At 62.3% G+C, this 17,617-nt stretch carries 16 protein-coding genes; 9 read left to right on the top strand and 7 right to left on the bottom strand.

What is annotated here, in order from left to right; genetic code table 11:
* The first annotated feature begins 6 nt into the window (after positions 1-6).
* The 9 genes from R1T45_RS09475 (at position 7) to R1T45_RS09435 (ending at position 9,244) form a co-directional block, all read left to right on the top strand.
* The gene (locus R1T45_RS09475; protein ID WP_067621969.1) at positions 7-969 is read left to right on the top strand and encodes a type II secretion system F family protein; all 963 of its coding nucleotides are present in this window, start codon (positions 7-9) and stop codon (positions 967-969) included.
* A gap of 10 nt (positions 970-979) precedes the next feature.
* Positions 980-1,957, top strand: a complete 978-nt coding sequence (locus R1T45_RS09470) for a type II secretion system F family protein (protein ID WP_165935553.1) — start codon at positions 980-982, stop codon at positions 1,955-1,957.
* Positions 1,957-2,556, top strand: coding sequence for a tetratricopeptide repeat protein (locus R1T45_RS09465; RefSeq protein WP_205570867.1), 600 nt, complete (start codon positions 1,957-1,959; stop codon positions 2,554-2,556). The genes R1T45_RS09470 and R1T45_RS09465 overlap by 1 nt, the downstream gene beginning before the upstream one ends.
* A 27-nt stretch (positions 2,557-2,583) precedes the next feature.
* Positions 2,584-3,435 carry a tetratricopeptide repeat protein gene (locus tag R1T45_RS09460; RefSeq protein WP_067621966.1) on the top strand — a complete coding sequence of 284 codons (852 nt, stop codon included), beginning with the start codon at positions 2,584-2,586 and terminating at the stop codon, positions 3,433-3,435.
* Between the two features lie 3 nt (positions 3,436-3,438).
* The gene (locus tag R1T45_RS09455) at positions 3,439-3,933 is read left to right on the top strand and encodes a prepilin peptidase (protein WP_132444361.1); all 495 of its coding nucleotides are present in this window, start codon (positions 3,439-3,441) and stop codon (positions 3,931-3,933) included.
* A 128-nt stretch (positions 3,934-4,061) separates the two neighbouring features.
* Positions 4,062-5,369, top strand: a complete 1,308-nt coding sequence (locus tag R1T45_RS09450) for an ATPase (RefSeq protein WP_132444360.1) — start codon at positions 4,062-4,064, stop codon at positions 5,367-5,369.
* A 45-nt stretch (positions 5,370-5,414) separates the two neighbouring features.
* On the top strand, positions 5,415-7,868 hold the full coding sequence (locus tag R1T45_RS09445; RefSeq protein ID WP_317390673.1) for a ligase-associated DNA damage response DEXH box helicase: 2,454 nt from the start codon (positions 5,415-5,417) through the stop codon (positions 7,866-7,868).
* A gap of 285 nt (positions 7,869-8,153) precedes the next feature.
* Positions 8,154-8,825: a ligase-associated DNA damage response endonuclease PdeM gene (gene pdeM / locus R1T45_RS09440; RefSeq protein ID WP_317390672.1), complete on the top strand. Its 672-nt coding sequence runs from the start codon at positions 8,154-8,156 to the stop codon at positions 8,823-8,825.
* Positions 8,822-9,244 carry a PaaI family thioesterase gene (locus R1T45_RS09435; protein WP_120351645.1) on the top strand — a complete coding sequence of 141 codons (423 nt, stop codon included), beginning with the start codon at positions 8,822-8,824 and terminating at the stop codon, positions 9,242-9,244. Before pdeM ends, R1T45_RS09435 begins: the two co-directional genes overlap by 4 nt.
* Here R1T45_RS09435 and folD read toward each other — a convergent pair.
* From folD to ybgF, 7 genes are all read right to left on the bottom strand, one after another.
* Complete coding sequence (gene folD / locus R1T45_RS09430; protein ID WP_120351646.1) at positions 9,241-10,131, bottom strand: bifunctional methylenetetrahydrofolate dehydrogenase/methenyltetrahydrofolate cyclohydrolase FolD; 891 nt, start codon at positions 10,129-10,131, stop codon at positions 9,241-9,243. The two genes, R1T45_RS09435 and folD, sit on opposite strands and share 4 nt — an antisense overlap.
* 74 nt (positions 10,132-10,205) lie before the next feature.
* Entirely contained in the window at positions 10,206-11,882 is a 1,677-nt protein-coding gene (locus R1T45_RS09425) for a formate--tetrahydrofolate ligase (RefSeq protein ID WP_317390671.1), read from the bottom strand.
* Positions 11,883-11,993: 111 nt separating this feature from the next.
* Positions 11,994-12,578, bottom strand: coding sequence for an MOSC domain-containing protein (locus R1T45_RS09420; RefSeq protein WP_317390670.1), 585 nt, complete (start codon positions 12,576-12,578; stop codon positions 11,994-11,996).
* 45 nt (positions 12,579-12,623) lie between these two features.
* On the bottom strand, positions 12,624-13,277 hold the full coding sequence (locus R1T45_RS09415; protein ID WP_317390669.1) for a hypothetical protein: 654 nt from the start codon (positions 13,275-13,277) through the stop codon (positions 12,624-12,626).
* Positions 13,278-13,424: 147 nt separating this feature from the next.
* Positions 13,425-15,341: an ATP-dependent zinc metalloprotease FtsH gene (ftsH, locus tag R1T45_RS09410; RefSeq protein WP_317390668.1), complete on the bottom strand. Its 1,917-nt coding sequence runs from the start codon at positions 15,339-15,341 to the stop codon at positions 13,425-13,427.
* 101 nt (positions 15,342-15,442) lie between these two features.
* A complete protein-coding gene (gene tilS, locus R1T45_RS09405; protein WP_317390667.1) occupies positions 15,443-16,714 on the bottom strand; it encodes a tRNA lysidine(34) synthetase TilS in 1,272 nt (423 codons plus the stop codon).
* Positions 16,715-16,720: 6 nt separating this feature from the next.
* Positions 16,721-17,581 carry a tol-pal system protein YbgF gene (gene ybgF / locus R1T45_RS09400; RefSeq protein WP_132444433.1) on the bottom strand — a complete coding sequence of 287 codons (861 nt, stop codon included), beginning with the start codon at positions 17,579-17,581 and terminating at the stop codon, positions 16,721-16,723.
* Positions 17,582-17,617: the final 36 nt, after the last annotated feature.

Raw genomic sequence — 17,617 nt, 5'->3', positions numbered from 1 at the left:
GATGCAATGAGTGCCGAACCAATCATCTATGGTCTGATCTTTATTGGCGTCTTGGTGCTGGTCGAAGGGCTGTACCTTGTCGCATTCGGCAAATCCATCAGCCTTAACAGCCGCGTGAACCGACGGTTGGAAATGCTCGAGAAAGGGGCCCGCCGCGAAGAGGTGCTCGACAAGCTGCGCAAGGAAATGCAGCAGCATATGAACGCCAAGTCGATCCCACTCTATTCTCTGCTGTCAGAACGTGCGCAGAAGGCCGCGATTGCCTTCACGCCGCAGCAACTTTTGATGATTATGGCCGGTTTGGCCGTCTTGGCCTTTCTGGGGCTGACCATCGGCACCGATACATCGGTGCCGGTGCGCGCCATGATGTCCGTCGGCATGGGCGTCGGCGCGGTGTTCTTTTGGGTGTCCCATAAAGCGGGCAAACGCATGGCGATGATCGAAGAGCAGCTTCCCGATGCGGTTGAGCTGATGGTCCGCAGCCTGCGGGTGGGCCACCCGTTCTCCAACGCGATCTCGATCGTGTCGAAGGAAATCCAAGACCCGCTCGCCTCCGAATTCGGGGTGATCGCGGATGAAGCCGCCTATGGCCGTGATCTGGGCGAGGCGCTCAAGGATATGGCCGAACGGCTCGACATGCAGGATTTGCGCTTTCTGGCCGTGGCGGTGACCATTCAACAGCAATCGGGCGGCAACTTGGCCGAGATCCTCGCCGGTCTGGCCAAGGTGATCCGCGCCCGCTTCCGTCTGTTCCGCCGTGTCAAAGCGATCACGGCCGAGGCGAAATGGTCGGGCAAGTTCCTCTCAGGCTTCCCGCTGGCCGCGCTGGTGGTGATCAACCTTGGCGATCCGCATTACTACGACGAAGTGCGCGATCACCCCTACTTCATTCCTGCCTGTTTCCTTGTGGGCATCTTCCTTGTGCTGAACCTGTTCGTGATGCGCATCCTTACCAATATCAAAGTCTGAGAGGCCGATGATGGAATTTCTCAATCAGCTTAACGATCAGATCAACCAAGCCTTGGGGCCGATGGGCCTGATCATCATCGTCGGTACTTTGGGCGTCACCTTGGTGGCGATCACGCTTGTGCTGATGCTGCGCCAGCCCGAAGACCCGCTGACCAAGCTCAAACGCACCAGCACGGCCCCCACGGGCGATAGCGCGCGCGAGAAGCTGCGCCAGTCCGACCAGAACGCGCAGTTGCAAAAGTTCGCCAAGTTTCTTGAGCCCGAAGACGTGGCCGAACTCAGCGCCAAACAATTGATGCTGCGTCAGGCGGGTTATCGGTCGCGCGATGCGGTGCGGCTCTACTACTTCGCGCAGTTTGCCCTTGGGATGCTCGGGCTGGTGGGCGGCCTGATCTACACCAATGTCTTGGGCGGCGGCGAAGGGATGACCACGCAGCAGACCATGATGTGGGCCATCGGCCCCGGTGCGATTGGGTATTACCTGCCCAAATACTGGGTCAAACGCCGTGTCGATTCCCGCAAAGAAGAGATTACCCGCGGTTTTCCCGACGCGCTGGATATGATGCTGGTCTGCGTCGAGGCGGGGCAATCGCTAGATCAATGTATCGTCCGCGTCGCCCGTGAACTGCGCGCCTCCTACCGGGCCCTGTCTGAAGAGTTCGAGATGGTCGCCTATGAGATGAAGGCCGGCAAGGACAAGGTGTCGGTGCTCCACGACATGGGCGAGCGTTGCGGCGTGCAGGATGTCTCCTCCTTCGTGACCGTGCTGATCCAATCGGCGGCCTTTGGCACCTCCATCGCAGACGCCCTGCGCGTCTATGCCGAAGAGATGCGCGACAAACGTGTGATGCGGGCCGAGGAAGCGGCAAACAAGTTGCCAACCAAGATGACCCTTGCCACTATGGGCCTTACCGTACCGCCGCTGTTGATCATTCTGGTCGGCCCCTCGGCGCATGGCATCTCGAAATTGGGTCAGATGGGGAATTAATGACGGAGAAAATTCGGCGCAGCCTCGCCCGCGCCGTTTTCATCGGGCCGATCTTAGCCCTTGCTCTGGCCGCCTGTTCAACAGGCGGCTTTTCCGCGTTGCGCGGGGATCAGAAGCCCGAAAGCCTCTATGCCCCCGGCGTGAACCCGCGCGCAGAAGCTGTCGACGGCATCGAAGTGGGCCACAGGCTTATCGCGGCGGGACAGTATGAACTGGCCATCAAATCCTTCAACCGCGCCGCGCTGGATCACGGGCTAACGGGGGAAGTCCTCTCGGCTTTGGGCAGTGCCAACCTCGGGCTGGGGCGTTTGGGTCAGGCCGAAACCCTGCTGCGCCGCGCGGTTGAGAAGGACGCTGCCGAGCCGGAAGTCTGGAACAACCTTGGCGTTGTGCTGATGGAAAGCGGCCAGACCGCCGAGGCCGAGCAGATTTTCCGCAAAGCCTATGCCCTCGATAATGGCGAAAGTGACGCAATCCGGGACAATCTGCGCTTGGCGCTCGCAAAAACGGAAAAATCTGTTATAACAGAAGTCAATGAAGATAATTACAAATTGGTGCGGCGCGGCAGCGGGGATTACCTGATCCGTCCGACACCATGACCCGGCAGAGCAGTAAAAGGACGCAAAATGCGCCATCCAATCATTCTGGCCGTCTGCATGGCAGGCGTCACCGCCCTTGCTGGCTGCGGTGAAAAAGATGCGAACGCCACCGTTGAACGGGCCTTCAAGGACGTCAATGTGGTGGATGAAACCAACCTCTCCGACGTGATGCTTACCGTGGCTGACCCCAATGAGGCGGTGAGTTACTTTGCGCGTTCCGTCAAGGAAAGCCCCGACCGGATCGACCACCAGCGCGGGCTTGCCGCATCGCTCGTGCGGGCCAAACGCTCCACCGAAGCTGTGGGCGCATGGGACAAGGTCACCAAGATGAAGGGCGCCACGCCCGAAGACAGTGTGCAATTGGCCGATGCGCTGATCCGCTCGGGCAACTGGGCGCGGGCTGAGACGGTCCTCAACAGCATCCCCCCCACCCATGAGACATTCGCCCGCTACCGGCTCGAAGCCATGGTTGCCGACAGCAAAGAACAGTGGAGCCGCGCCGACAGTTTCTATGAAATCGCCGTCGGGCTGACCACGACCCCTGCCGCCGTGATGAACAACTGGGGCTACTCCAAACTAACCCGCGGTGATTACCCCGAAGCCGAGAGGCTTTTTGGCGAGGCGATCCGTCAGGACAACACGCTTTTCACCGCCAAGAACAACCTCATCATGGCCCGCGCCGCACAGCGCGATTACACCCTGCCCGTCATGCCGATGGAGCAGTCCGAACGCGCCCAGCTTTTGCACACGATGGCCCTGTCGGCGATCAAACGCGGCGATGTGGAGACCGGCAAGGGCCTGCTGCGCGAAGCGATCGACACCCATCCCCAGCACTTCGAAGCCGCCGTCCGGTCTTTGCGCGCGTTGGAAAACGGCTGAGCCATGGCGATCTCTGCCACGGCGGCCCTGTGGTTTCTGCCCTTCGTCCTGCCGATCTGCCTCTATGTCGCCTTCACCGACATGAAGCAGATGCGCATTACCAATCAGGCGGTCTTGGTGCTCATCGCGATCTTCGTGGTGTTGGGTCTGTTCCTGCTGCCCTTTGAAACCTATCTCTGGCGCTTGCTGAGCCTCGTCATCGTGTTGGTCATTGGCATCGTGCTGAACGCCGCTGGCGTCATGGGCGCCGGAGATGCCAAATTCGCCGCCGCTGCCGCGCCCTTTATCGCCATCGGTGATCTGCGCCTGCTGATGATGCTTTTCATGGCCACCCTTCTGGCCGCCGCTGCCACGCACCGCGGGGTGAAATACACCCCCCTGCGCCGCCTCGCGCCCGATTGGCAAAGCTGGCAGGAAACCAAGAAATTCCCCATGGGCCTCGCCCTTGGCACCACGCTGGGGCTCTATCTCATTCTAGGGGCGCGCTACGGGGTCTGAACGCGCCCTGCCCGCCGCAACTTTCTTTTATTGCGGAATAAGCGTCCACATTCACGCCATATTCAAGATTTACCCTGCAGTCTGACCGACAAGCCGCACCGCCGCATGCTTTGCCAAGGAAGCCATTGATGAACGCCCCGACCAGCACAGTGCTTGCCCCGCCGCCCCCCAAGCGGTTGGAGGATATGAAACTGCCCATCGTGATGATGCGCGACATCCTTCTGAAAACGATCTTTCGCAAGAACGTCGAAATGGTCAGCGATCTGGCCCAAGCGCTCTGCCTGCCGACCCAAGTCACGCAAGAAATGGTCGACCAAGCCCGCGGACAGCGCCTGCTAGAGGCGACAGGCACGCTCAGCGCCACCAGCGGCAATGAAATGGGCTATCAACTGACCGACGCTGGCAAAGCGCGCGCCTTGGATGCGCTGGCGCAATCGGAATATTTCGGCGCTATGCCCGTCCCGCTTGAGGTTTACCGCGAGCAGGTCAAACGCCAATCCGTGCGGAACCTGCAAATCACCCGCGATCAGCTCACCGGGGCCATGGGCCATCTGGTGCTGCCCGACAGCCTGTTGGACCACCTTGGGCCTGCCGTCTCTGCCGGGCGGTCAATCTTGATGTACGGCCCGCCGGGAAACGGAAAATCAAGCATTTCCAACGGCATCCGCGACGCGCTTGGTGATAAGGTCTATGTCCCCCGCGCCATTGAATACGCGGGCCAAGTCATCACCGTCTATGACCCGATCGTGCATTCCTCCGCCGAGGCAGAGGTCCAAGACCCGACCTCCCTGCGCCGTATCACCCGTTATGACGCCCGCTATGTCTGCTGCGAACGGCCGACGGTCATCACCGGCGGTGAGTTGACGCTCGACATGCTCGATCTGGTCTACAACCCCACGGCCCGAACCTATCAGGCCCCGCTGCAACTCAAAGCCACCGGCGGCATCTTTATCGTCGATGACCTTGGCCGTCAGCAAGAGCCACCGCAAAGCATCATCAACCGCTGGATCGTGCCGCTTGAGGAAAGCAAAGACATCCTCGCCCTGCAATCGGGTGAGAAATTCGAGGTGCCCTTCGACACGCTGGTGATTTTCTCAACCAACTTCCACCCGAATGAGATTTTTGATCAAGCGGCCCTACGGCGTATTTTCTTCAAGATCAAAATCGACGGGCCGGACCAAGAGAACTTCCTCAAGATCTTTGCCATGGTCGCCCGCAAACGCGGCATGCCACTGGATGAGGCGACGCTGATCCATCTACTCAAGGTGAAATACCCGACAATCGACAACGTCTATGCGAACTATCAGCCGAACTTCCTGATCGACCAGATGATCGCCATTTGCGATTTCGAAGGCATCCCCTATCAGATGAACCCCGATCTGGTGGACCGTGCATGGGCCAATATGTTCGTCCGCGATGAGGTGATCGTTAAATAGCCCTGGCCGCTGGCCCCACGGCCTGCCGATACTACATTGGCATTCATGCGCGCCCTACCCCCCAAATTCGCCGATTGGTTCGCCCAGAACGGCTGGTCCCTGCACCCGCACCAGCAGGAAATGCTGGACCGTGCCGCGGCCCCCGCCCTGCTGCTCATCGCCCCCACAGGTGGCGGTAAAACGCTGGCCGGTTTTCTGCCCACCCTCGTTGATCTGGCCGAGCAAGAGCACGAGGGGATGCACACGCTCTACATCTCCCCCCTCAAAGCGCTGGCTGCGGATATCAAACGCAACCTGACCCGCCCGGTGGACGAGATGCGCCTGCCCATCCGCATCGAGGATCGCACCGGCGATACCCCGCAATCGCGCCGCCGCCGCCAGCGCGCCGACCCGCCGCATATCCTGCTGACCACCCCCGAAAGCCTCGCTCTGCTGACTTCCTACGAGGACGCCGCCCGCACCTTTCGCGGTCTCAAACGCGTGGTGATCGATGAAATCCACGCCCTCGCCGAAAGCAAACGCGGCGACCAGTTGATGCTGGCACTGACCCGTCTTCAAGCCCTCTGCCCCGGCCTCAAACGGGTGGGCCTCTCGGCCACGGTCGAAGACCCTTCGGCCATCGCCCATCTCATGGCCCGCCACCCGGACCCTTGCGAAGTGCTGCTGGCCGATCCGGGCCCCGCCCCCGACATCCAGATGCTACACACCGAGGAAGCCCCGCCTTGGGCCGGGGGCGGTGCTGCCTATTCAATTCCAGCGGTGCTTGAGCAAGTGCGCCAACACAAGACCACGCTGATCTTCCACAACACCCGCGCGCAGGCCGAGATTTTCTTTCACAAACTCTGGCTCGCCAATGAAGACGCCCTGCCGATCGCGATCCACCACGGGAGCTTGGATCGCGCCCAACGCGAAAAGGTCGAAGCCGCCATGGTGCGCGGCGATCTGCGCGCCATCGTCTGCACCGGCACGCTTGATCTTGGCATCGACTGGGGCGACGTCGACCTCATCATCCAGATCGGCGCCCCCAAAAACGTAAAGCGGCTGGTCCAACGCATCGGCCGCGCCAACCACCGCTACAACGCGCCCTCCAAGGCACTTTTGGTGCCTGCCAACCGCTTTGAAGTGGTCGAATGCGTGGCCGCGCTAGAGGCTGTCCTCGAAGGCGCGCTCGACGGCCACCCGCGCGGCCCCGGCCCGCGCGATGTGCTGTGCCAACATATTCTCATCGCCGCCTGCGCAGGCCCCTTTGACGCTGACGACCTCTTCGCGCAGGTCCGCTCCGCCGGGGCCTACGCCGCCCTGTCCCGCGCCGACTTCGACGCCTGCCTCGACTTCTGCGCCACCGGCGGCTACGCCCTGCGCGCCTACGACCGCTGGCAACGCCTGCTGCAACGCTCCGATGGCCAGTGGCAACTGCGTGACCCGCGCGCCGCCCAACGCATCCGCATGAACATCGGCACGATTCAAGATACCGATAAGCTGAAGGTTCGCATGAAACGCAACCGCGGCGGCAAACCGCTGGGCGAGATCGAAGAAGGCTTTGCCGCAACGCTCACCAAAGGCGACACCTTTCTGATCGGCGGCCAAATCGTGCGCTACGAAGGCCTGCGCGAAACCGTTGTCGAAGTCAGCCGCAACGCCGCAAAAAAGCCCAAGGTGGCCACCTTCGGCGGCACGAAATTCGCCACCTCCACCCAGCTTTCGGCCCGCGTGCAACAGATGTTCACGCAAGACAGTTGGCCCGAATTGCCGCGCCACACCGCCGAATGGCTGACCTTGCAACGTGAGGTCAGCCAATTACCACAACCCGGCACGCTGCTGGTCGAAAGCTTCCCCCATGACTTTGCCGAACAAACGGTCTTCTACGGTTTTGCCGGTCGCAACGGCCAGCAAACGCTGGGTCTTCTGTTGACCAAACGCATGGAAGACCTCGGCCTGCGCCCCATGGGCTTCGTAGCAACAGACTATGCCACGCTCATCTGGGGCCTCTCCCCCGTCGACGACCCCGCACCGCTGCTCGACCCCAGCGTGCTGCACGAGGGTCTCGACAGTTGGCTTGCGGGCAATGCCGTGATGAAACGGACCTTCCGGGCCGCGGCGACCATCGCCGGGCTGATCGAACGCAACAGCCCCCAAGCACGCAAATCCGGGCGACAGACGACCTTCTCCAGCGACATCCTCTACGACACCTTGCAACGCTATGAACCGGACCATCTGATGCTCGACATCACCCGCGAGGAAGCCTTGAGCGGTCTGGTGGATTTTGGCAGGATCGAAGAGATGCTGGGCCGCATCGCCGGGCGCATCACCCACCGCAAACTGACCCGCGTAAGCCCGCTCGCCGCACCGCTGTTTCTGGAAATGGGCCGTGTGCCTGTCGAAGGCGCCGGACAGGAACGCATGCTGGCGGAAGAGGCCGAAAGACTGATGGAAGCCTCCGGCCTCGCGCAGCTCACTCCGCCGCCCTCGGATCAGCCGCCTTGGCGAGATGGGCGTTGAACACCGAGGTGCCGCAGGCGGAAAGGTTCTGCAAGGTATTTGAAAAAGGATGAAGATATTAAGAGTTCTTTAACCCACGCGGCGCATCTTGATCCCGCGGTACAGGCTGCGGAGCCGATGACCGCAAAGGATGAAGGCGCGTCTCCGGTCAGGTTAACGCCCGGCTGCGGGGCGCGTTTTCTACCTTTCATCCTTTCTTAAATACCGCTGCGCTGCCGTTTCCGGTCTTCTGACAATCGCGTTTATCCCCTTGCCAAATCGGCGGCGATCTCAGATGAACAAAGGATGAACAGCCTTGATTTTTCATTCGCCGGCGCGGCGCTTACCGCGCTTGGCTCTGGCGCGCTTTTGTGGCGCGACCGGGATTTGCTATGCGTAAGCGACCTGCATCTGGGCAAGTCTGAGCGGATCGCGCGGCGCGGCGGGTCGGCACTGCCGCCTTATGAGACCCGCGATACGTTGAACCGTCTGGCAGCGGATCTGTCCTTTACGCAGGCGCGACATGTGATCTGCCTTGGCGATAGTTTCGACGACCTCGGCGCGGCGCAGGCGCTGCCGGAGGAAGAGCGGTTGTGGATACTGGGCCTGCAAGCCGGGCGGCGGTGGGATTGGATTGAGGGCAATCATGATCCCGGCCCCGTAGGCTTGGGCGGCACGCATTTGGGAGAGATTGCGCTCGGCCCGCTGACCTTTCGGCATATCGCCGCGAGCGAGGTCCGGGGCGAGGTGTCGGGGCATTATCATCCTAAGGCATCGATCCGTGCGCGGGGCCGCAGCATCTCGCGTCCGGCCTTTCTGTTTGACAGCAAGCGGCTTATCCTGCCTGCATATGGCACCTATACCGGCGGGCTGCGCAGCCAGTCGCGGGTGCTTTGTGATTTGATGGGGCCGGAAGCCTGCGCGGTGCTGACAGGCGCGCAACCAGTGGCGATCCCCATGCCTGGAAAGGCGAGATGATGGACCAGATTGAACACCGGGTGCGGGAGAGCTTTGGCAAACAGACCATGATGCAAACCTTGGGGGCGGAGATCATCGACGTGCAGCCCGGTTTGGTCCGGGTCACGGCACCGGTCCTGCCCGGCGCGATGCAGCAGCAGGGTTTTGGCCATGCGGGACTGACATTTTCCATCGGCGATTCCGCGGCTGGTTATGCAGCGTTGAGCATGCTGCCGCCGGAGGTTGATGTTGTCACGTCTGAGATCAAGATCAACCTGCTGGCCCCCGCCCGTGGGGACCGGCTGATTGCCACGGGCCGGGTGGTAAAACCGGGCCGGCGGCTTTGTGTCGTAACCGCAGAGGTGCATGCGGAGACGGATGGCGCGGCCAAGCTCATCGCCATCCTGCAGGGCACCATCGTGCCTGTGTCTGCCTCTTAGGCGGTCAGCCCTTCAGGTTCTTCCAACCCGTTGGCGCGGCAGCAGGCGGTGACCGTATTGGCCAACAGGCAGGCGATGGTCATCGGCCCGACGCCGCCCGGCACGGGTGTGATGGCCCCGGCGCGTTGGCTGGCACTGTCGAAATCCACGTCGCCGACCAGTTTGGTCTTTTCGCCAGTCTCAATCCGGTTGATGCCCACGTCGATCACCGTGGCGCCCTCTTTGATCCAATCGCCCGGCACCATCTCGGGGCGGCCAACGGCGGCGACGACGATATCGGCGCGGCGCACCACTTCTGGCAAGTCGCGGGTGCGGCTGTGCGCGATGGTCACGGTGCAGCTATCCCCCAAGAGCAACTGCGCCATCGGTTTGCCCACGATGTTTGAGCGGCCGACAACCACCGCGTTCATCCCCGACAGATCGCCATGGTGGTCCCGGAGCATCATCAGGCAGCCAAGCGGGGTGCAGGGCACCATGCTTTTCTGCCCCGTGCCCAGCAGCCCGACGTTGGAGATGTGGAAACCGTCCACGTCCTTGGCGGGCGAGACGGCATTGACCACGCGGGCTTCATCAAGATGATCCGGAAGCGGAAGCTGTACGAGGATGCCGTGTATCTCGGGGTCGTTGTTCAGCGCGTCGATCAGCTTGAGCAGGTCGTCCTGATCCACAGTCGCGGGCAGCTTGTGTTCGACCGATTTCATGCCGACCTCGCGGGTCATTTTGCCCTTGGAGCGGACGTAGACTTGGCTTGCCGGGTCTTCCCCCACCAGCACCACGGCAAGGCCCGGCGTGATGCCGTGATCCGTCGTCAGCCGGGCGACATGGCCCGCCACCTTGTCACGCACCGTTGCTGCAAAGGCTTTGCCGTCGATGATTGTCGCTGTCATATCCGTCTCACTTTCGCTCGCTGCACGTTGAACACGCCCTACATCACCGCGACGGCGGGGCATTGCAACCCGCCTTAGAACAATCCCTCCACATCGCCATCGGCGTTGAGCTTGATTGCCTCCGCAGAAGGCACCCGAGGCAGGCCCGGCATGGTCATGATCTCTCCGCAGATCACGACGACGAACCCCGCCCCCGCCGAAAGCCGCACCTCGCGGATTGGCACGCTGAAGCCTGTGGGCGCGCCGCGCAGGTCGGGATCGGTCGAGAAGCTGTATTGGGTCTTGGCCATACAGACCGGCAGATCGCCATAGCCCTGTGCCTCCCAGTCTTTTAACTGGTTGCGCACCTTCTGATCGGCCAGCACCTCGTCGGCGCGGTAGATGCGTTTGGCGATGGTCTCGATCTTTTCGAAAAGCGGCATCTCGTCGGCATAGAGCGGGGCAAAGTTCGCGTGATCACCATCGGCAATCTCGGCCACGCGGGTGGCAAGATCGGCAGAGCCTTCGGAACCCAACTCCCAATGGCGCGACAGGATCGCCTCGGCCCCTTGGGCCGCGACATAGTCCTTGACCGTGGCGACTTCGGCGTCGGTGTCGGTGACGAAATGGTTGATCGCCACGACGACGGGCACGCCAAAGGATTTTACGTTCTCGATATGGCGGCCAAGGTTGGCGCAGCCTTTTTGCACCGCCTCTACATTTTCCGCCCCAAGGTCCGCTTTCGCCACGCCGCCGTTCATCTTCATCGCCCGCACCGTGGCCACAACCACGACCACCGATGGCGCGAGCCCCGCCTTGCGGCACTTGATGTTCATAAATTTCTCGGCACCGAGATCGGCACCAAAGCCCGCCTCTGTCACCACGTAATCCGCCAGTTTCAGCGCTGTGGTCGTGGCGATGACCGAGTTGCAGCCGTGCGCGATATTGGCAAATGGGCCGCCATGCACGAAGGCCGGGTTATTCTCCAGCGTTTGGACGAGGTTGGGTTGCATTGCGTCTTTCAAGAGCACAGTCATGGCCCCATCCGCCTTGATGTCGCGGGCATAGACCGGGCTGCGGTCGCGGCGGTAGGCCACGATCATCGCGCCAAGGCGCTCTTGCAGATCGCTGAGGTTCTTGGACAGGCAGAGGATCGCCATGACCTCGGAGGCGACGGTGATGTCGAACCCCGTCTCGCGCGGGAAACCGTTGGGCACGCCGCCCAAGGATGCGGTGATCTGGCGCAGGGCGCGGTCGTTCATGTCGACCACGCGCCGCCAAACGACGCGGCGGGTGTCGATCTCAAGCTCGTTGCCCCAGTAGATGTGGTTGTCGATCATCGCCGCCAGCAGGTTATGAGCGCTGGTGATGGCATGAAAGTCGCCGGTGAAATGCAGGTTCATCTCTTCCATCGGCACGATCTGGGCATAGCCGCCGCCTGCCGCCCCGCCCTTCATCCCAAAGTTCGGCCCGAGGGAGGCTTCGCGGATGCAGACCGCCGCCTTTTTGCCGATCCGGTTCAATCCATCGCCGAGCCCAACAGTGGTGGTGGTCTTGCCCTCTCCCGCTGGCGTGGGGTTGATCGCGGTGACGAGGATCAACTTGCCGTTCGGCCGGTCTTGGACGGAATCGATGAACGTCTGGCTTACCTTTGCCTTGTCATGGCCATAGGGCAGCAGGTCGTCGCTGGAGATGCCCAGCTTTTCGCCGATCTCTTGGATAGGGCGTTTCGCCGCTTCGCGGGCGATTTGAATGTCGGTTTTGAAAGCCATGAGAGTCCCCTGTTGCCGTTGGTGGCGATTTTTATTCCTTAGCCATAGCGCGACAAGACCCCGACGGGGGGCCGTGTTTCCGACACTCAAGCATCGCGAAACGGCGCGCGGTCAGCCGAGGTGGGGCCAGACGGGCTGGTTCGGCACGAAAAGCGTCAACCTGTCGCCCACGGCCAGCGGCCCTTCCCGCTCGACCCAAGCGGTCACGCCGCGTTTGCCCTGCGCGGCGGGTTTGAAGCCCTTGCCATGGCCGGGGGCGTCAACCTCAATCTCACGCGCGGGCAGATTGCAGGGGCCATTTTCGATATCCACCACCAAGGTGGCGCCATGTGCGTTTTGCAGCCGCGATCCGGGCGGGACGAGCGTAAAGTCCGGGATGCCTATGAGGATAATCGACGCGCCCAGCAGGGTCGGGTCAAGCTCAGGCAGGTCCATGGCGGCGGCAATCTGCGCCATCTCTTCGGCCGAGAGGATAGACAACTGGCGGGTATTGCGAATTTCCGTGCCCTTAGGATGCAGGTTGCGCACGCGGACGCAGGCCGGACGGGTCAGCCCGGCGTGGAAATCCCCCTCGAAGCCTGCATAGGTCGCACGCGCCTGATCCATCGCGACCGAGCGGATGTTTTCGCGATCCTGAGGGACCATACCCAGCCAAGTGATTTCGGCGACATGGTCTGTCTTGCGTAGCTCGGGCATCATGCGGTCCTTCGGGGTGGTTTGGGTGACTGCTGAAACCTAGGCTCACTGTCGGATCAAATGCACCTTAAATCCGCCACCGCTCAATGAGGCCTTGGTGAGGGCGCCCGCGGTATAGACAAGCGCCATCCCGAAGGATTTTAGATAAAAGGGAGAGACATAGCCCGGCCCCATGACAACGCGGTAAGACATATCGCAATGCACGGCAGGGCCTTCCTCACGGACCTCTTGGGTCGCGACTTGGACCACGCGGCGGCCATCGTAGAGCGCCAGCGGAGAGGGGCAGCTATTGCCAGTGGCAAGGGCGGCGAAAAGCTCAGGCGGGAAGAGGACGCCGGGCGGCACCGCTTTGGCATCCGACATTTCCGTCATTTCCGAAGACGGCGTAATTTCAACCGAGGTGACCCGCCCCGCCGTCCGGTCAATCGCGATATCGCGCGTCTCGCTCCCCCGGTTCGCACCCAGATAGCTGGCCGTGTTCCCGTTAGACTGGGTAACCGCGTTGAAGCTGCCGTTCTTGATGCCGAAAGGGGCGTTGTTGAGAGACAACAAAAACGCCGCGCTCCGGATTTGACCGTTGAACTGCAACGTGCCCAACTGACGCCCGCCCAATGCCACGGCGTAGGTCTGCGGATCGGCCCAAGCCGGACCGCCGGTAAGCGCAAAGAGAACGGCAAGGGCAGAGAGGATGCGGCGCATAAGACCCCGGCAGGTTAGGAATTCCACCCCTGTCTAACGCGGTAGCGGCTGTGAAGCGATAGGGGAATTTCCGCCCATTGCCCAAGGGTCAGCCCAAAACGAAAAAACCCCGCCGAAGCGGGGTCTTTCATAGGGTCGCAGGCCGGATCACACCGAAGGTTCAGGCTCCATTCCGTCATCCTTCGGCGGGGTTTTCTTGCCCTTCGCCTTGGGGACCGCGGTGACGCTGGGTGCGCTGCCCGCGTCGGAGTTGTCGTCGTCGGAGTCTTCGGCTGGCGGCAGACCATCCATGACACGTTTGATCTCATCGCCGGTGAGGGTCTCATATTCCAGCAGACCTTGGGCCAGACGCTCGAACTCCACCTCTTTCTCTGAGATGATCTTCATCGCGTGGTCATAGCCGTCTTGGATGAACTGCTGCACCTCTTTTTCAACCAACTCCTTGGTGTTGGCCGAGACGGAGAACCCAGCGGTATTGCCCTGATAGCCCTGCGCGGCTTCGGAATAGTCGATGTTGCCGACCTTATCGGACATGCCCCATTGCAGCACCATCGCGCGCGCCAGCGCAGAAGCCTGCTGGATGTCGCCCGCCGGACCATTCGACACGGAATCGGGGCCGTATTTATGGATTTCCGCCGCCTTGCCGGCCATGGCCATGGCCAAGCGCTGGTGGCATTCGTCCTTGAACATGTTCAGCCGGTCGATCTCAGGCAGGCTCATCACCATGCCAAGCGCGCCACCGCGCGGGATAATCGTGGCCTTGTAGACCGGGTCGCATTTGGGCAGCGTCATGCCGACCAGCGCGTGACCAGCTTCGTGGTAAGCGGTCATTTCCTTCTGCTCGGCGGTCATCACCATCGAGCGGCGCTCTGGGCCCATCATCACCTTGTCCTTGGCCTGTTCGAAATCGACCATGGTGACGAAACGGCGACCGACACGGGCAGCCATAAGTGCTGCCTCGTTCACGAGGTTCGCCAAGTCCGCGCCCGAAAAGCCCGGCGTGCCGCGCGCGATAATGCGCAGGTCAACATCCGGCCCCAGCGGGGTCTTGCGCGCGTGAACCGAGAGGATCTTTTCGCGGCCCTTGATGTCGGGGTTCGGCACGGTCACCTGACGGTCAAAACGGCCCGGACGCAGCAGCGCGGGGTCAAGTACGTCACGGCGGTTGGTCGCGGCGAGGATGATGACACCTTCGTTGCTCTCAAAACCGTCCATCTCGACCAGAAGCTGGTTCAAGGTCTGCTCACGCTCGTCATTGCCGCCGCCATAGCCTGCACCCCTGTGACGACCGACGGCGTCAATCTCGTCGATGAAGACGATACAGGGGGCGTTTTTCTTGGCCTGTTCGAACATGTCGCGCACACGGGATGCACCGACACCGACGAACATCTCGACAAAGTCGGAGCCGGAGATAGTGAAGAAGGGCACGCCCGCCTCACCCGCGATGGCGCGGGCCAGCAGCGTCTTACCGGTGCCCGGAGGGCCCACCAGCAACGCGCCTTTGGGGATCTTGCCGCCAAGGCGCGAGAATTTCTGCGGGTTGCGCAGGAATTCGACGATTTCCTCAAGCTCTTCCTTGGCCTCATCGATGCCCGCCACGTCGTCAAAGGTCACGCGGCCCTGCTTTTCGGTCAGCATCTTGGCCTTGGATTTGCCAAAGCCCATCGCCCCGCCTTTACCGCCGCCCTGCATGCGGTTCATGAAGTAGATCCACACACCGATCAGCAGCGCGATGGGCAGAAGCGACATCAGGAAAGTCTGGAAACCAGACTGTTGCTGCGGACGCGCTTTGACCGGAATATCGTTGGAGATCAAAAGCTGGGTCAACTCGGCATCGCCGGGTTTGATCGTCAGGTAGTCGGCGCCATCCGCCTTGCGGAACCGAACCTGCTCGCCATCCAATGTCACATTACGGACATCACCATCCTGTACGGAGGTGACGAATTCGGAATAGCTGACCTCATTGTTTTGCAGCGACCCGCTGGACCCGCTGAACAGGTTGAACAGCGCCAGTACCAGCAACATCAGGACAACCCAGAAGGCGAGGTTACGAACATTTCCCAAGGGAATTCTCCTAAATTCACATGGCCGCGGGCAAGTCCCGCGACCCAAGGGGCGCCCGTTCGGGCAACCACCACACTAAGATAGACATGATGCGCTCATGTTCAATGCGATAATGGCGCGGTTTCGTTGCATTCCACGCCGCTTTCGCGCTGGACATGCCATTTCTCGTCCAGCCCGGCAAGGGGCGCTGCAAGCAGGCGCGCGCCCTGCCAGATCGCCGGGGTCGACAGCAGCATAGCACGGGGCCGCCCGAGGCTGCGCCAATCGGGGCATTGGGCAAGGCCCTCGGCCCCCAAGGCCCGCAATTCAGCGCCCTGCGGCAGCCCCTCTGGGGGCGTCGCACGCCAGCGCCGGTCCCAAAGCTGATCCGCAGGCACCCGCAGGTCGCGCACCGCGTTATATTCCCGAAAGACCCAGATTTCACCGCGCCGAAGCAGCGCCTGACAGCCCCCCAGCGTGGCCGCCTGCCCGTCGGCCAACCCCGCGATCAGGGTCCCCACGGGGCCGCGGCGCGGGGGATAGGTGCCGCCGTTGACCTGCCCAAGCGCATGAATCATCAAGCGGCGGCGGATCTCTTCGGGCGCGGCAAAAAAGCCCTCGGCCTGCATCACCTGTGCGCCCGCCTCCATGCGCAGAATATCGCCTGCCGTTCTGTCGGTCTGGCTTTTCAGCGCCTCCCGGGCGGTGGCCATGTTGCGCGCCACCTCGGCCAAGGCCTCTACGTCGATGCCAAGCGGCGCGAGGGCGGCAAGACTTTGACGGGTTTGAATGCGGGCGAAACGCGGGTCATCGTTGCTGGGGTCGTCGACCCACTCGAGATCCGCGCGCCTCAGATGCCCTCGCAATGCCTCACGTCGGGCAAAAAGCAGCGGGCGCAGCCATGTGATGCCGTGCCGCTTGCTGCGCGGCGCCATGGCCGACAGGCCGTCCACCCCCGACCGGCGGGCCAATCGCATCAGCACCGTTTCGGCCTGATCGTCCGCCGTATGGCCAAGCGCCACGCAGGGCAGCCCGCGCCGCTCTGCCCAATCGGCCATCAGCCGATACCGCGCCTCACGCGCCGCGTTTTGGAGGTTGCCTTGCCCGTCCCACCCACGCCAGCGCAGTGTTTCATGCGACAGGCCCAGAGCGCTGGCACGTCGCGCGACAAAGGCGGCCTCTCCGGCGGCTTCGGGGCGCAGACCATGGTCGACAGTCACGGTTTCAAGATGTGTGCCCGCCGCTGCCGAAAGCCCATGCAGCAGCGACAGCAGAGCCATGGAATCGCCCCCGCCCGAGACTGCAACGCCAAGGCGGGGGGGCAGCGCACCGCCCAGCCCCGCCAGCAGCCCCTTGGCCAGCGCTGCATCAGCCGTCGCGGCAGGCGCAGTCATCAGCGGTTAGGAACAACCCAGCGTCTGGCGCTGCGCTTCGGCTTGGCTCACCTGCGGGGCGCCCGGGAAACGCACGGCAACCTCCGCGAGGGTCACGCAGGCCTCTTGTGTTTGCTCCAACACGCCAAGCGCGCGCCCCAACTCAAACAGCGACTGCGGTGCCACCGGCCCTTCGGGATCGGTGCTGAAGGCCGCGAGATAGGCACGAGCCGCTTCGCGGTTGTCGCCCAAACCGGTCAGCGCTTCGCCGCGGCGCATCTCGGCTTCGGCGGCTAGCGGACCACCGGGATAGGTCTGACTGAAGGTCGCAAAGAGATCGGCGGCGCTGCGAAAGTCACCGTTTGCGAGCGCCCCCTGCGCCCGCTCGAAATCGGTCTTCTCGCTGACCGCCAGCTCTGCTTCGTTGATGGGGGTGATGATGCCGTTTGAAGGTGCCGCCCCACCGCTGCCGGGGGTCATCTCGACCACCTCGCGGTCGGCCTCGGGGGCGGGTGCGACCACGGTTGGGGCCTCCCCTCCGCCGAGGGTCGAGGTCTCTCCAAGCGTGCCCAGATCGCCGCCTTCAAGCTCAACCAGACGGTATTCCAGATCCCCAATCCGGTTGGTGCCATCGGCAACGATCCGGTTTATCCGGTTCTCCATCTCTTCGGTCTTGGAGGTGAGGCGTTGCAATTCGCTTTCCATGGTGCCGACACGCTCAAGCACAGAGCTGCCGCCGGTCTCAACCGAGCCGCCGCCCGTGGTCGAAAGTTCGCGGCGCAGCTTTTGCACCTCGACACTGAGCACGGTCAACTGCTGGCGGATGTCCGCCAGCGTCTGATCGTTGTCCTGCGCCATAAGCGCGGCGGGGGCGGTCATCAGCCCCATCACCGCCACGAAGATATATCGCTTCAGCACATCGGC

It is taken from the genome of Sulfitobacter sp. LC.270.F.C4, assembly GCF_032922545.1.
In the GTDB taxonomy this organism is placed as follows: Bacteria; Pseudomonadota; Alphaproteobacteria; order Rhodobacterales; family Rhodobacteraceae; genus Sulfitobacter; species Sulfitobacter profundi.
The sequence above is the reverse complement of the archived record's forward strand: the minus strand, read 5'-3'. Positions and strand labels throughout refer to the sequence as shown.

Excerpts from the sequence above, each read along its gene's own strand:
- R1T45_RS09450 (WP_132444360.1), top strand. The coding sequence starts at position 4,062 with ATGAACGCCCCGACCAGCACAGTGCTTGCCCCGCCGCCCCCCAAGCGG.
- R1T45_RS09425 (WP_317390671.1), bottom strand. The coding sequence starts at position 11,882 with ATGGCTTTCAAAACCGACATTCAAATCGCCCGCGAAGCGGCGAAACGC.
- folD (WP_120351646.1), bottom strand. The coding sequence starts at position 10,131 with ATGACAGCGACAATCATCGACGGCAAAGCCTTTGCAGCAACGGTGCGT.
- pdeM (WP_317390672.1), top strand. The coding sequence starts at position 8,154 with ATGAACAGCCTTGATTTTTCATTCGCCGGCGCGGCGCTTACCGCGCTT.
- R1T45_RS09455 (WP_132444361.1), top strand. The coding sequence starts at position 3,439 with ATGGCGATCTCTGCCACGGCGGCCCTGTGGTTTCTGCCCTTCGTCCTG.
- ybgF (WP_132444433.1), bottom strand. The coding sequence starts at position 17,581 with ATGGGGCTGATGACCGCCCCCGCCGCGCTTATGGCGCAGGACAACGAT.
- R1T45_RS09475 (WP_067621969.1), top strand. The coding sequence starts at position 7 with ATGAGTGCCGAACCAATCATCTATGGTCTGATCTTTATTGGCGTCTTG.
- R1T45_RS09470 (WP_165935553.1), top strand. The coding sequence starts at position 980 with ATGGAATTTCTCAATCAGCTTAACGATCAGATCAACCAAGCCTTGGGG.
- R1T45_RS09465 (WP_205570867.1), top strand. The coding sequence starts at position 1,957 with ATGACGGAGAAAATTCGGCGCAGCCTCGCCCGCGCCGTTTTCATCGGG.
- R1T45_RS09435 (WP_120351645.1), top strand. The coding sequence starts at position 8,822 with ATGATGGACCAGATTGAACACCGGGTGCGGGAGAGCTTTGGCAAACAG.
- R1T45_RS09415 (WP_317390669.1), bottom strand. The coding sequence starts at position 13,277 with ATGCGCCGCATCCTCTCTGCCCTTGCCGTTCTCTTTGCGCTTACCGGC.
- R1T45_RS09460 (WP_067621966.1), top strand. The coding sequence starts at position 2,584 with ATGCGCCATCCAATCATTCTGGCCGTCTGCATGGCAGGCGTCACCGCC.
- R1T45_RS09445 (WP_317390673.1), top strand. The coding sequence starts at position 5,415 with ATGCGCGCCCTACCCCCCAAATTCGCCGATTGGTTCGCCCAGAACGGC.
- tilS (WP_317390667.1), bottom strand. The coding sequence starts at position 16,714 with ATGACTGCGCCTGCCGCGACGGCTGATGCAGCGCTGGCCAAGGGGCTG.
- R1T45_RS09420 (WP_317390670.1), bottom strand. The coding sequence starts at position 12,578 with ATGCCCGAGCTACGCAAGACAGACCATGTCGCCGAAATCACTTGGCTG.